Raw genomic sequence first — 13,299 nt, 5'->3', positions numbered from 1 at the left:
ACGGCCCCCCGCCTTGCGCCTGCCCCGCATTGACGGAACGCCCCGGCTTCGCTAGCAGGCGGGCCTCGCACATGCATCCGGGTCGCTCAGACCGCAGCGGAGGAGCCAAGGCATATGGGACGCAGCCGCAAGGGACGCGACATTTCGGGCTGGCTGGTCGTGGACAAGCCCGCCGGGCTGACCTCGACCGCCGTCGTCAACAAGGTCCGCTGGGCCTTCAACGCGAAGAAGGCAGGCCATGCCGGCACGCTCGACCCGGCCGCGACCGGGGTTCTGGCCGTGGCGCTGGGCGAGGCCACCAAGACCGTGCCTTTCGTGACCGATGCGCTCAAGGCCTACCGCTTCACCGTGCGCTTCGGCGCGGCGACCAATACCGACGATGCCGAGGGCGAGGTGATCGCGACCTCGGACAGGCGGCCTTCGGATGACGAGATCGCGGCCGCGCTGCCCGCCTTCGTCGGCGATATCGAGCAAGTGCCGCCGCAATTCTCGGCGGTCAAGATCGACGGCGAGCGCGCCTATGCGCTGGCCCGCGCGGGCGAGGAGGTCGAGATCGCGGCCCGCCCGCTTTATGTCGAAAGCCTCGAGATGGTCGAGCGCCCCGATGCCGATCACGCGGTGCTGGAGATGATCTGCGGCAAGGGCGGCTATGTGCGCTCGATCGCCCGCGATCTGGGGCAGGCGCTGGGCTGCCATGGCCATGTGGTCAGCCTGCGCCGGGTCTGGGCCGGGCCGTTCGAGGCCGAGGACGGGGTGACGCTCGATCTGGTCGAGGAGCTGGCGCGCACGCCCGCGCTCGACGACTACCTGCGGCCGCTGGAAGAGGGGCTGGCCGATCTGCCGGAACTGCGCACGACCCATGATGGCGCGACCAAGCTGCGCAACGGCAATCCCGGCATCGTGCTGGCCTCCGACGTCGAATATGGCGACGAGGCCTGGGCCTCGCTGGATGGCGAGGCGGTGGCGGTCGGCATCTACAAGGCGGGCGAGCTGCACCCGAACCGGGTTTTCGTCAAGGGCTGACTAGACATAGGGCTCGACGATCTCGCGCAGGTCGATCCGCGCGCGCAACCGACTGGCCAGCAGGTACATGCCGCCGAACTTGCGCTGCATGAACAGCGTATCCATCGGCGGGATGTGCCAGAAGTCGCGGTCCTGACCCAGCTCCATCCCGGCATCGCGCATCCGTAGCGCCACGTCGTTCTGCGCGAAATCGAAGGCGCCGGGGCGGCGGAGCGGCTCCATCGACATCTCGAACATGTCGATCATCAGCTGCTGGTGATGGGCGGCCGTGTCCTCGCCGAAGAACCCGATCCGAAGGATCGCCTGCCGCACTGCCTCGCGGTCGCCCGCAAGCCCCGCCCGCATCAGGCCCCGGAACGCCTCGGTCATCTCGGCCGGAAATTCGCGCGAAGCGCCGAAATCCAGCAGGACCACGCGGCCGGTGTCGGGCTGATAGCGGTAGTTGGCGAAGTTCGGGTCGGTCTGCATCAGCCGGAAGTCGAACAGCTCGCGGAACAGAAGCCTGACCAGCAGCCCCATCACCCGGTCGCGCTCGGCCTGCGGGGCCTCGGTCAGGGTCTCGATGCCCACGCCTTCGACGAAATCCATCGCCAGCACGTTCTCGGTCGTCAGATCCTCGTGCATCCGCGGCACCGCGAATTCGGGCGCGTCGGCCAGAAGGTCGTAAAACCGGCGCAGATAGCGGCCCTCGCGGTCGTAATCGGCCTCTTCGTGCAACTGGCGCCGGGCCTCGTCCAGCATCGGCGAGATGTCCATCTGTTTCGGCATCGCCCCCGACAGGCGCAACAGCGCGGCGACATTGGTCACGTCGCTGTCGATCGACCGGCGCACGCCCGGATATTGCACCTTGATGGCCAGATCGCGGCCATCCTTGGTCTGGGCCCGGTGCACCTGCCCGATCGAGGCCGCCGCGATGGGGCGCACGTCGAACCGGGCAAAGCGTTTCAGCCAGCCCTCGCCCCAATTGGCGTTCAGCACCTGTTTCAGCTGCCCGCCCGGCATGTAATGGGCATCGGCCCTCAGCCGCGCCATGATCTCGGCCAGCTCGGGCGGCAGCATGTCGCCCGCATCCATCGACACGAGCTGGCCCACCTTCATCGCCGCCCCGCGCATATGGGCAAGCTGGTCGGCGACCTTCTTCATGTTCGAGGGCGTCAGGAACAGGTCGCGCGCCTTCGGCCGGTGCCCCTGGGCCAGCTGCTGCATGCCGTTCAGCGCCGCCGCCCCGGCAAGGTTCGAGGCAAGCCCGCCAAACCGCGCCAGCCGGGTCAACCGCCCCGCGGGCACGGGAAGCGGACGGGAATCGAACTTGGAATCGGGCATGCGGGCAGTCCTTTGCAAATCTCTTCCGGATCGCATAGCGATCCCTCCCCCGCCGGGATGTGACATAGGCACAAAGGCCGGACCGGCAATGTGCACATCCGCGTGAGCCCCGGGGGCGTGATCCGGCCGCGCTCTGCCCTAGGTCAAGGGAAGCCCTTGCCCGACAAGGGAAGCAGACAGGAGATCGAATGAGCGTCAATGCGATGATCGTATCGGCCGGCGAGGCGCTGGAGGTTCTGCGCGCCGGATGGCAGGCACAACAGGCCGGGCAGATGACGGCCTCCTACATGCTTCACGGGCGGCCCGGCGTGGGCAAGACCCAGGTGATCGAGCAACTGGCCGCCGAGATCGGCGCGCGGCTTTTCGACCTTCGGCTGACCACCATCGAGCCGCAGGACCTGCGCGGGCTGCCCTATTACGACCACGAGGCGCAGAAGACCAAATGGTACCGGCCCGAGGACCTGCCCGACGACCCCGCGCAGCCCTCGATCCTGTTTCTCGACGAACTCACCGCCGCCTCGCCGATGCTGCAACCGACGGTCTACGGGCTGTTGCAGGAACGCCGGGTGGGGCGGCACCGGCTGCCCGGCAATGTCTTCATCGTGGCGGCGGGCAATACCGTCGAGGACGGGGCCATTGCCTATCAGATGAACACCGCGCTGTCGGACCGGCTGATCCACCTGCATGTGCAGGCCGCGGCGACCGACTGGCTGGACAATTACGCGGTGCCGAAGGGGCTTCACGCGACCGTCGTCGCCTTCATCAAGACCCGCCCCGACCTGCTGGACACGACCGAGCGCGCCGTGGCCGAGGGCCAGCTGATCGCGACCACGCCGCGCAGCTGGGAGCGGGTCAGCCAGATCATGGGCGCGGTGACCGAGCGGCGTCTCAGAAACGTGCTGATCGCGGGCACGGTGGGCGACGCGGTGGCCGCCGAATTCGCGCTGATCGCCGACGACATCGCCGCGACGGTCCAGGTGCAGGAGATGCTCGAAGCCTCGCGGAAGGACCGGATCGGTCTTTATCCGGCCTCGATGCACGGGTTGAACGCGCTGATCTACGGGCTGATCGGGGTTCTCGACGCGCGCAACGCCGATGCGGTGATCGACTGCATGGCCGAGATCCGGCAGCTGGCGCGCCACCGCCCTGAAGAGGCGTTTCAGCAGATGCCGCTGGGCGAGCTCTGCACCTACGGATTCGAGGGCCTGATCCGCAAGGGGCTCGACCTCGGGCTGGGCGAACGGTTCCTCGGCCACGAGGCCTATCGAAGCTACGCGGCCGAGCGCAAGGCGGCGGGGCTATAAGGTGATCCCGTCGCGGCATTCGGCCCGGGCCACCCGGGCCTTGCAGAAGCTGGCCGAAGAGGACCCGGCCTTTGCGGCGCTGGCGCTGTGGTGCACCCATGCCGACAGCGATGCACGCGAGGGTCCGGCCTGGACCGATGGCGCGGCGATCCGCTACGGGCCCGCCTTCGAGGCCCTGAGCCTGCCTGAACAGATCGGCGTCGCGGCCCATCACATCCTGCATGTCGCCTTTCGCCACGCGCCCCGGACGCGGGCGATGTACCTGCGCTTCGGCGACCGCTTCGACGAGGACCTCTTCAACCTCGCGACCGATGCCATCGTGAACGAGACGCTGATGCTGTCGGGCTTCATCCTGCCCCGGCCCGTCGTGCGGCTGACCGGGCTTCTGAAGACCGCCGCCCGCGAAGAGCTGGGCGCCGACGAGGCGGTGACCCGCTACGATGCCGAACGGCTTTATCTGCGGCTTTTGCAGGACGACGCGCCCCAAGGCGGCAAGCCCGGCGACCGCGGGATGCGCGCGGGCGGCGCGGCGGGCGAGGGCCAGGGGCAGGGCAGCACCGGCGAGGCGCGGCCACGGCCCGGGGGCGCTGTCGCCGAGGCCGCGCGCGACTATGGCCGCCAGCAGGGCTTTGCCCCCGATATCGACACTGGCGGCACCGACAGCGATCAGGGCGCGGGCAGCGAGGCCGATGCCGAGTGGCGCCAGCGCGTGGCCCGTGCGATGGAGGCCGGGCGGATCGCCGGGCACGGCATCGGCATGCTCGGCCACCGGCTGGCCGACCTGCCCGAGGTTCACACCCCCTGGGAACAGCATCTGCGCGCCTTGGTGACCCGGGCGGTGACGGTGCAGCCCCAGCCCCGCAACACCCGCCCGGCCCGGCGCTGGATCGCGCGCGACAGCGACGCGCGGGCGCGGGGCGAGCCCTCTCCTGCCTTCGAATATGCTTGGACCCGCGATCTCGAAATCCCCCGGATCGTCGTGGGCATCGACAGTTCCGGGTCGGTCGAACCGACCCTGCTGGCCAAGTTCGCAGCCGAGGTGGCGGGGATTTCCAAGCGCACCGGGGCCGAGACACATGTTCTGGTCTTCGACACGAAGGTGCAGGGCCATCAGGTGATGGGCGGCGGCATCTGGGAGGGCCGCATCGCGGATGTGCTCTTCTCGCGCGAGGGCGGGACGTCCTTCATCGCGGTGATGGAAGAGGCCCTGGCGCTGGGCCCTTCGGCGGTGGTGATCCTGACCGACCTTCTGGGACCGTTCGGCCCGCCGCCGCCGCGCGGCCTGCCGGTGATCTGGGCGGTGCCGGGCGAGGTGCCGCCCGGCGGCGCGCCCTTCGGTCAGGTGCTGTCGCTGGCGCGCTAGGTCTCAGAACGGCAAAAGCGGCGCGTCGTTGCGAAGGTAAAGCGGGTGCTTGGCCGACCCGTCCTGGTTCTTGCCGAAACAGAATAGCGGCCGGCCGCTGTCCCGCAGCGCGGCGACGATGCCGTCCACCACCCCGGCATAGCGCGGATGAAGCCGGCCATAGGCCATCACCACGACCTCGGCTTCGGCGGCCATGGCAAGGATCGCGGGCAGGTTCTCGGGGCTGCAGGCAAGGCCCGGATCCTTCGGCAAGTCCTTGGGGTTGGTCACCCGATAATCCAGCACATTGCCCTTGAGATAGCGGGTAAAGCCCAGCACCGCGGCGCGCCTTGTCTCCTTGGCGCAGGTATTGTCCTGCACCAGCGCATCGGCGGTCGAGGGGTTCATGCCGCAGAAGAGGATGGTCCGGGCGGGCTGGCCTTCGGGCGTCCAGTCGCGTTCGAGCCGGGTCCGGTAGCGTCCGCAGGGCGAAAAGACGGCACTGCCGCGCATGCCCGGCGGCAGCGCCCAGCGGGTCTTGCCGCCCGGATCGTGCAGGCTGGAAGGGTCGATTTCGGTCATGGCGGCGGTTCTACCCCGGGCGGCGGCCGGACGAAAGCGGCCCCGGCCCGGTCAGATGGCCTCGCGGCAGTCGAGCGGGTCGATCCGCACGCGGCCCTCCGGGCTCAGCAGGAACACATCCTGACCCTCGATCACGACCGCCGACAGGACGCGGCCATAGCCCGCCCCGGTGTCCAGATTGACCCGGTTGCCGCAGTTCTTGACCGCCTCGACCTGGGTGTGGCCATGCACGATCAGGGCGCCGTGGTCGCGGGTGTCGCGGTGAAACTCGCTGCGGATCCAGAACAGGTCGGTCACGTCCTGCGCGTCCAGCGGAATGCCCGGCCGGATGCCCGCATGGCAGAAGAAGGCCGCGCCGCGCCGGTAGAAGGGCCGCAGGGTGTCGAGGAAGGACATGTGGTCCGCCGGGATCTGCGCCCGGGCATCGGCGTGAATGTCCAGCATCATCCGGTGCGTGCCCGCATCGACGCCGTAAGAGGCCAGCGTCGCCCGGCCGCCCACGCCGTCCTCGAGCCAGTGCATGGCGGGGTTCGTCGGCTCCTGTTCGCAGGTCGGCAGCAGGAAATGCTGCATCCAGCGGTCGTGATTGCCCATCAGGCAGATCCAGGGAGCGCCGCGCCGGAGCCCGTCCAGCAGAAACTCGATGACCCCGCGGCTGTCGGGGCCACGGTCGACATAGTCGCCCACATGGACGACCGGCGCATCGTCATCGCCCACCTGCGCGCGATCCTCGGCAATGCGGGCATGCGCCGCTTCCAGCAGGGCGCGCTGTCCGTGGATATCGCCAATGGCATAGGTTCTCAGCATTTTCTCGACCTCAAAAAGCGAAGGGCCTGCCGTCAGACACGCGGCAGGCCCTCCCTGTCGTTCAAACCGATCCGGCCCGGCCGGCGCGATCTCAGGCGATCTCGAATTCCAGCGGGCGAACCTGCTGGAAGAGCCCGGTCTTCTCGAGTTCTTCCACTACATGCGCGGGCATCGGCTGGTCCAGATACATCAGCGCGATCGCATCCTCACCGGCCTTTGTCCGCCCAAGGGTGAAGTTCGCGATGTTGACCCCATGCGCGCCCATCGCCGCGCCGAGCGCGCCGATGATGCCGGGCACGTCCCGGTTGGTGGTGTACAGCATGTGCTCGCCGATCTCGGCATCGATGTTGATGCCCTTGATCTGGATGAAGCGCGGCTTGCCGTCCGAGAAGACGGTGCCCGCGATCGAGCGTTCGCGCTTGTCGGTGACGACAGTCATCTTGATGTAACCGTCGAAGATGCCCGACTTGCCCTGGGTGGTGGTCGAGATCGCGATGCCGCGTTCCTTGGCGATCACCGGGGCCGAGACCATGTTCACCTCGGCGATCACTTCTTTCAGGACGCCCGCGATGGCCGAGGCGTTCAGGGCGGCGGTGTTCATATCCGAGGCGACGCCGTCATAAAGGATGTTGATCGCCTTGATCGGCTCGTCGGTCATCTGCCCGATGAAGGACCCGACATGCCCGGCCAGCTTGATCCAGGGTCCCATGACCTTCGCCTCTTCGGCGGTGATCGAGGGCATGTTGATGGCGTTGGTGACGGCGCCGGTCATCAGGTAGTCCGACATCTGCTCGGCGACCTGAAGGGCCACGTTTTCCTGCGCCTCGGTGGTCGACGCGCCCAGGTGCGGCGTGCAGACGACGTTGGGCAGGTTGAACAGGATGTTCTCCTTGGCGGGCTCGACCGCGAAGACGTCGAACGCCGCGGCCGCGACATGACCCGATTTCAGCAGCTCGGCCAGGGCCTCCTCGTCGACCAGACCGCCGCGGGCGCAGTTGACGATGCGCACGCCTTTCTTGGTCTTGGCCAGCGCGTCCTTCGAGAGGATGTTGGCGGTCTTCTCGGTCATCGGCACGTGGAGCGTGATGAAGTCGGCCTTGGGCAGCAACTCGTCCAGCTCGACCTTGGTCACGCCCAGCTTGTCGGCACGTTCCTGCGACAGGAAGGGGTCGTAGGCCAGAACCTTCATCTTCAGGCCGATGGCACGGTCGGCGACGATGGACCCGATATTGCCGCAGCCGATCAGGCCAAGGGTCTTGGCGGTCAGCTCGACCCCCATGAAGCGGGATTTCTCCCATTTGCCGGCATGGGTCGAGGCGTTGGCCTCGGGGATCTGCCGGGCGGCGGCCATCATCATCGCAATGGCATGTTCGGCGGTGGTGATCGAGTTGCCGAAGGGGGTGTTCATCACGATCACGCCCTTCTTGGACGCGGCCGGGATGTCGACGTTGTCGACGCCGATGCCGGCACGGCCGACGACCTTGAGGTTGGTGGCAGCCTCCAGGATCTTTTCGGTCACCTTGGTGGCCGAGCGGATCGCCAGGCCGTCATACTGGCCGATCACCTCGAGCAGCTTGTCCTTGTCCTTGCCGAGGTCGGGCAGGAAGTCGACGTCAATGCCGCGGTCGCGGAAGATCTGCACGGCGGTTTCGGAAAGCTTGTCGGAAACGAGAACCTTGGGGGCCATCTCGGGCACTCCTCATGGAATGGGGGACATGGGCCGGACGGGCATCGCCCGGCCACGAATTTTCGCAGAAAATTCGCGTCAGGCGGCGGTCGTCTGCGCCTCGATCTCGGCCTCGAAGGCCCATTCGATCCAGGGCATCAGCGCCGCGACATCGGCGGCCTCGACGGTGGCGCCGCACCAGATCCGCAGACCCGCGGGCGCATCGCGATAGGACCCGATATCGAAGGCCACGCCTTCCTTTTCCAGCCGCTTGACGATGGCCTTGGCGAAGGCCGCACCGTCCTTGATCCGCGCGTCGGTGAATTTCAGGCAGACGCTGGTGTTCGACCGGGTCGCGGGGTCCGCCGCCAGGTTCTCGATCCAGGGTTTCGCATCGACGAAGTCCTGCACCGCCCTGAAGTTCGCGGTCGAGCGCTCCATCAGCTTCGGCAGGCCGCCGATAGATTTCGCCCAGTCGAGCGCCACCAGATAGTCCTCGACCGCCATCATCGACGGCGTGTTGATGGTCTCGCCGACAAAGATGCCCTCGATCAGCTTGCCGCCCTTGGTCAGGCGGAAGATCTTCGGCAGCGGCCAGGCGGGCTTGTAGCTTTCCAGCCGTTCGACCGCGCGCGGGCTCAGGATCAGCATCCCGTGCGCGCCCTCGCCGCCCATCACCTTCTGCCAGGAGAAGGTCACGACATCGAGCTTGTCCCAGGGCAGATCCATCGCGAAGGCGGCCGAGGTCGCGTCGCAGATCGTCAGGCCCGCACGGTCCGCCGGGATCGCGTCGCCATTCGCCACGCGCACGCCCGAGGTGGTGCCGTTCCAGGTGAAGACCACGTCCTTGTCGAAATCGACCTCGGCGAAATCGACGATCTCGCCATAGGGGGCCTCGCGCACGGTGGCGTCGAGCTTCAGCTGCTTGACGACATCGGTGACCCAGCCCGCGCCGAAGCTTTCCCAGGCCAGCATCTCGACGCCGCGGGCGCCCAGCATCGACCACATCGCCATCTCGACGGCGCCGGTATCCGAGGCGGGCACGATGCCGATACGATAGTCGGCAGGCACGCCGAGGATCTCGCGCGTCATGTCGATCGCGGCCTTCAGCTTGGCCTTGCCGATGGCGGCACGGTGCGACCGGCCCAAGGCGGCGTCCGCAAGCATATCGACAGAGAAGTTGGGGAGTTTGGCGCAGGGGCCGGACGAGAAACGCGGATTGACCGGGCGCGCTGCCGGGGTAGCGGTAACCATCGCTGGTATCCTTCCAGATATACGCCCCTCGTTGGGGAGGGGTGTCCCGCCGCCGCAAATACGCTTCCCCGGAAAAAACCGCAAGTATCAAAAGGGTCCGCCATGCATATTCTTGCGGCGTGCAACGGAACGATGCGTGAACGGGCGCCGATTGCATGTGCAAAATCGGTGCCGTTCGTTCCCCATACGTCCCGAGACAGCGCCCAAGATAACGCCGCTGCGGCTGGCCCCCGCACCCGTTGCGGGGCATCGGCACTTGTCAGTGCCAGCGCGACCGGGAGCTCCTCACCCGTCGCGGCTATCCAGGTCCGCCTGGGCGATATACGCGCTCGCCTTCGTCGGGGAGAACGTCCCCCGGACGTTTTCCTGATCCTCCTCAGTCAGACTCTCGTTGGCTGTCCGCAACTCCCGGACCTCGCGCTCTAGGTCGTTCACTATCGTCTCTCGGACCAATGGCGCTCCAACGGCGCGCTCCGGTCCCGCTCTGCGCTGGTCAGGCCGGGCCCCGGCATCGCGTTCGGTGCGCTGGCACCAGACACGCAGGCTGTCCGAAGACCAGCCGAGCTTCGGCGCAATCGCCCGATAGGCCGCGTTATCGCCGGCGTGTTCGCCACGGCGTTCCCTGAAAAGCCGGACGCCGCGCTCACGCAGCTTGGCCGGGCAGGATGGGCTGAAAGATTTCCTGCTCATCACGGGTATCCTTCGAGCTTCTTGCTCACCGACAAATACGGGGCGGTTCAGGACAGCAGCTGCCGGCCAGAGGCGTGCTGCGAAGCAGATCGCGGCCGAGGATACCGGATGTCGAAAGGGACAGGCCGAACCGCCGCCCTCATCAGGCGCCTGCCTTGCCTGCGCCTGTCGAGGCATTCAGATCGGCGGCTTGACCGACCAGATTCCGCCGGGTCGATACATGGCCGCCGATAAGGTCGCGCGCGGGCTCAAAGCCCAAAGCGGTCTCATGACCCACGATGCCTGCAAAGTCTGCACTTCGGAGCCGGACAGAGTCGTCGCCAACCCACTCCACCAGATGCCGGGACCGAACGCCTAGTCTGCAACATCGAGGCGCAGCTTCTGTATATCCCGCTTGGGGGGATTGCCGAAGAGGCGGGCGTATTCCCGGCTGAATTGCGACGGACTTTCGTAGCCCACGCGATAGGAAGCGCTGGCCGCATCGAGGTGATCGTTGAGCATCAACTGCCGCGCCTCGTTGAGGCGGAGCCACTTCTGGTATTTCAGCGGGCTCATGGTCGTGAGTTCGCGGAAATGCTGGTGGAAGGTCGAGGCGCTCATCTGCGCGCGCTCTGCCAGATCCTCCACGCGAAGCGGCTTGGCATAGTTCAGCTTCATCCAGTTGAGCAGCGCCAGGATCCGCTGGTTCGGGGTGCCTGCGGCCACGAAGGACCACAGGCGCGCGCCCTGATCGCTGACCAGAAGACGATAATGGATCTCCTGCAGGATCAGCGGGGCAAGGAACGGGAGTGCATCGGGTTCGTCAAGCAGCGCGACCAGTCTTTCGAGCGGGGCAATCAGCTCTGGCGTCATGGTTCCCACGGCAACGCTGCTGCGGTCTCTCTGCCGGCGCGGCGGCGTCACGTCGCGGGCCACCATCCCGGCCAGAATCCGCTGGTCGAGCTTCAGGACGAGGCCCAGGCAGGGGGTGTCCGGGCTGGCCTCGATGATCTGCGTCTGTCCGGGAATTTCCAGCGAGGTGATGAGAAAGCCCGAAGGGTCGTAGCGATGCGGCGCACCGCCGACGAACATCTGCTTTGCCCCCTGGGCCACGACCAGCAGCGCAGGCTCGACCAGACAGAGATCGGGCTCGGTCGGCCGGGTGCGCTGAAAGAAGCTCAGCCCGTCGATTGGTGTCGAGACATCCTCGGCAGGGCCGGACCAGCCCCGGATCATCCCGGCGAGTTTCGCGTGCGGCGTCTGTCCGTGTCGGCTTTCGTGTTCGCTCATTTGCGCGATGTCCAAATGGAATCGCGGAGCCACCCGAAGGCGGCTCCGCCGGTTCGTCACAGGGTTTCTGAAAAGAAGCTGACGAACTTGTCGAAGGGGATCTTGTCCATCTGGTCGTAGAGATCGGTATGGGTGGCGCCCTCCACGATGAACAGTTCCTTCGGTTCCGCCGCGTTTTCATAGGCGGTTTTACTGAAGTAGAGCGAATGCGCCGCGGAACCGTGGACCAGCAGGATCGGGCGCGGCGCGATCTCGTCGATATAGGTCAGCAGCGGCATGTTCATGAAGGACAGCGGCGTGGTCAGTGTCCAGGAGGCATTGGAATTGACGGATCGCGGGTGGAAGCCGCGCTTCTCGTCCTTGTAATAGGCCGCGTATTCCACGACGAACTGCGGCTCGCCGCCCTTCAGTTCCAGGCCGTTGGGGCCATAGGCCGGGGCGCCGGCCTCGGCGTCGGCCCAGCGTTGACGGCTCAGGCCGTCCAGCGCCTCGGCCCGCTGCTCGGGCGTGGTGCTGTCGAAGTAGCCCTTCGCCATCATCCGGCTGATGTCGTACATGGTGGTGGCGGCGACGGCCTTGATCCGCTTGTCGGCGGCGGCCGCGTTCAGGCCCATGCCGCCGAAGCCGCAGATGCCCAGGATGCCAATGCGTTCGCGGTCGACGCCGGGCAGCAGGCCCAGGAAGTCGACGGCGGCGCTGAAATCCTCGGTGTTGATCTCGGGCGAGGCCAGGTTGCGGGGCTCACCGCCGCTTTCGCCGGTATAGGAGGCGTCGAAGGCTAGGGTGACGAAGCCGCGTTCGGCCAAGGTCTGCGCGTGCAGGCCGGAGGATTGCTCTTTCACCGCACCGAAGGGCCCGCTGACCGCAATTGCGGCAAAGGGACCACCGCCCTTCGGGGTGTAGAGGTCGCCGGCCAGTTCGATGCCGTAGCGGTTGGAGAAGGTGACCTTGCGGTGGTCGACCTTGTCGCTTTTCGGGAAGGTCTTGTCCCAGTCCTGCGTGAGTTCCATCCGGTATCCTTTCGAGGTCGGCGCGCGAGCATGTGCGTCGCCGTTGCATGCTGGATAGTCCATGAAAGCTTGATGCAGATAGACCATTGCCGCAGTATTCTTGCCTGATCCTGCGACAGGCAGTGATAATGCGAAAACCTCCCAACCCGTGCATGGAAGGCCCGGCAGACGGCTCTCCCGGCCGCAAGTCGCGCCCTGACTCCGGACGGAAGATGAGGGGCAGCAAGATCGTAAGGCCCGGTTTGCGGCGACGCATTTCCCGGGGAAATCCGCGTCGGGCAGGCACCCATGAACGCAGGGCAGGACCCCGTCCGCAGAACGCCCGATCGTTGCGCCGGGACTTCTTCGTGGGGGTCTCCGCTGGCCACCTGCCTTGTCTTCGACCCCTCGCGGACCGGAATGCACCCTGTCGCGCGGCGGGCCGGTCGGACACCAGCGCAGCCGGGGCAATGTGGGGGCGGGGCGGATGGTCGACTGTATCCTCGCGCGGCGGGTGGCCGATCCGGCCATTGTCATCGATGGGCCGGGAACGGCCGTCGACCGCGACGGCGCCTGTTTTTCTTTGAGAAGACTCTGCCGACAACTGCCGTTCAACGCTTGTTCGAAGGGCCGCCTGACGACTCGCGAAGGTCGAGATCCGCTTGGCAACTTTCGTCGCCGCAGATCCGGGTGCGCGCCGATCGAACCAAGCGGGAAACAGGGCGCCGCCGGACGCGGGGCCAGGGACCGCAATCCGCCGGTTGCACATCCGGAGCCCTTGCCCGAGGTGCATGGCGGCATATACACCTGCTACATAACGCCTTTCGGGCAGGTGATGTGCCGCGGTTTCTCCATATGGTCCGGCCACCGAAGAGGCGCGACCCCCAAGAATGGCGGGCTCTGCTGCCCGACCCGTCGACCGCCAACCTCCAACCTCAGGAGCGCCGATGAACGTCCTCGTCTTTCAACATCTCGATGTCGAACACCCCGGCGCTTTCCGGGATTTCTGGGCAGAGGCGGGCCATGGCTGGTACGCCGTCGAACTCGACG

The 13,299-nt window shown here is 66.8% G+C and carries 11 protein-coding genes; 3 read left to right on the top strand and 8 right to left on the bottom strand.

The window, feature by feature from the left end; all coding sequences use genetic code 11:
- Positions 1 to 114 precede the first annotated feature (114 nt).
- Positions 115 to 1,023: a tRNA pseudouridine(55) synthase TruB gene (truB, locus tag BYZ73_RS14245; protein ID WP_108028326.1), complete on the top strand. Its 909-nt coding sequence runs from the start codon at positions 115 to 117 to the stop codon at positions 1,021 to 1,023.
- On the opposite strand, the gene BYZ73_RS14240 is transcribed toward truB, so the two are convergent.
- Positions 1,024 to 2,346 carry an ABC1 kinase family protein gene (locus tag BYZ73_RS14240; protein WP_108028327.1) on the bottom strand — a complete coding sequence of 441 codons (1,323 nt, stop codon included), beginning with the start codon at positions 2,344 to 2,346 and terminating at the stop codon, positions 1,024 to 1,026.
- Between the two features lie 188 nt (positions 2,347 to 2,534).
- Between BYZ73_RS14240 and BYZ73_RS14235 the strand changes: the two genes are divergently transcribed.
- The gene (locus BYZ73_RS14235) at positions 2,535 to 3,650 is read left to right on the top strand and encodes an AAA family ATPase (RefSeq protein ID WP_112316463.1); all 1,116 of its coding nucleotides are present in this window, start codon (positions 2,535 to 2,537) and stop codon (positions 3,648 to 3,650) included.
- Between the two features lies 1 nt (position 3,651).
- On the top strand, positions 3,652 to 5,013 hold the full coding sequence (locus BYZ73_RS14230) for a vWA domain-containing protein (protein WP_245943156.1): 1,362 nt from the start codon (positions 3,652 to 3,654) through the stop codon (positions 5,011 to 5,013).
- A gap of 3 nt (positions 5,014 to 5,016) precedes the next feature.
- Here the strand turns inward: BYZ73_RS14230 and BYZ73_RS14225 are convergent, their stop codons facing one another.
- The 7 genes from BYZ73_RS14225 to BYZ73_RS14195 form a co-directional block, all read right to left on the bottom strand.
- Entirely contained in the window at positions 5,017 to 5,574 is a 558-nt protein-coding gene (locus BYZ73_RS14225; RefSeq protein WP_112316462.1) for a DUF1643 domain-containing protein, read from the bottom strand.
- Positions 5,575 to 5,625: 51 nt separating this feature from the next.
- A complete protein-coding gene (locus BYZ73_RS14220) occupies positions 5,626 to 6,378 on the bottom strand; it encodes a metallophosphoesterase (RefSeq protein ID WP_112316510.1) in 753 nt (250 codons plus the stop codon).
- A gap of 94 nt (positions 6,379 to 6,472) precedes the next feature.
- Complete coding sequence (serA, locus tag BYZ73_RS14215; protein ID WP_112316461.1) at positions 6,473 to 8,068, bottom strand: phosphoglycerate dehydrogenase; 1,596 nt, start codon at positions 8,066 to 8,068, stop codon at positions 6,473 to 6,475.
- A 78-nt stretch (positions 8,069 to 8,146) separates the two neighbouring features.
- A complete protein-coding gene (locus BYZ73_RS14210; protein WP_112316460.1) occupies positions 8,147 to 9,301 on the bottom strand; it encodes a phosphoserine transaminase in 1,155 nt (384 codons plus the stop codon).
- A 285-nt stretch (positions 9,302 to 9,586) separates the two neighbouring features.
- Positions 9,587 to 9,991 carry a hypothetical protein gene (locus BYZ73_RS14205; protein ID WP_112316459.1) on the bottom strand — a complete coding sequence of 135 codons (405 nt, stop codon included), beginning with the start codon at positions 9,989 to 9,991 and terminating at the stop codon, positions 9,587 to 9,589.
- A 354-nt stretch (positions 9,992 to 10,345) separates the two neighbouring features.
- Complete coding sequence (locus tag BYZ73_RS14200) at positions 10,346 to 11,275, bottom strand: AraC family transcriptional regulator (RefSeq protein WP_220086843.1); 930 nt, start codon at positions 11,273 to 11,275, stop codon at positions 10,346 to 10,348.
- Positions 11,276 to 11,316: 41 nt separating this feature from the next.
- On the bottom strand, positions 11,317 to 12,357 hold the full coding sequence (locus BYZ73_RS14195) for an alpha/beta hydrolase (protein WP_220086842.1): 1,041 nt from the start codon (positions 12,355 to 12,357) through the stop codon (positions 11,317 to 11,319).
- Between the last annotated feature and the right edge of the window lie 942 nt (positions 12,358 to 13,299).

The sequence above is a fragment of the Rhodovulum viride genome (assembly GCF_003265965.1).
GTDB classification, from domain to species: domain Bacteria; phylum Pseudomonadota; class Alphaproteobacteria; order Rhodobacterales; family Rhodobacteraceae; genus Rhodovulum; species Rhodovulum kholense.
The sequence above is the reverse complement of the archived record's forward strand: the minus strand, read 5'-3'. Positions and strand labels throughout refer to the sequence as shown.

Excerpts from the sequence above, each read along its gene's own strand:
- BYZ73_RS14225 (WP_112316462.1), bottom strand. The coding sequence starts at position 5,574 with ATGACCGAAATCGACCCTTCCAGCCTGCACGATCCGGGCGGCAAGACC.
- BYZ73_RS14235 (WP_112316463.1), top strand. The coding sequence starts at position 2,535 with ATGAGCGTCAATGCGATGATCGTATCGGCCGGCGAGGCGCTGGAGGTT.
- BYZ73_RS14240 (WP_108028327.1), bottom strand. The coding sequence starts at position 2,346 with ATGCCCGATTCCAAGTTCGATTCCCGTCCGCTTCCCGTGCCCGCGGGG.
- BYZ73_RS14205 (WP_112316459.1), bottom strand. The coding sequence starts at position 9,991 with ATGAGCAGGAAATCTTTCAGCCCATCCTGCCCGGCCAAGCTGCGTGAG.
- BYZ73_RS14195 (WP_220086842.1), bottom strand. The coding sequence starts at position 12,357 with ATGGTCTATCTGCATCAAGCTTTCATGGACTATCCAGCATGCAACGGC.
- truB (WP_108028326.1), top strand. The coding sequence starts at position 115 with ATGGGACGCAGCCGCAAGGGACGCGACATTTCGGGCTGGCTGGTCGTG.
- BYZ73_RS14210 (WP_112316460.1), bottom strand. The coding sequence starts at position 9,301 with ATGGTTACCGCTACCCCGGCAGCGCGCCCGGTCAATCCGCGTTTCTCG.
- serA (WP_112316461.1), bottom strand. The coding sequence starts at position 8,068 with ATGGCCCCCAAGGTTCTCGTTTCCGACAAGCTTTCCGAAACCGCCGTG.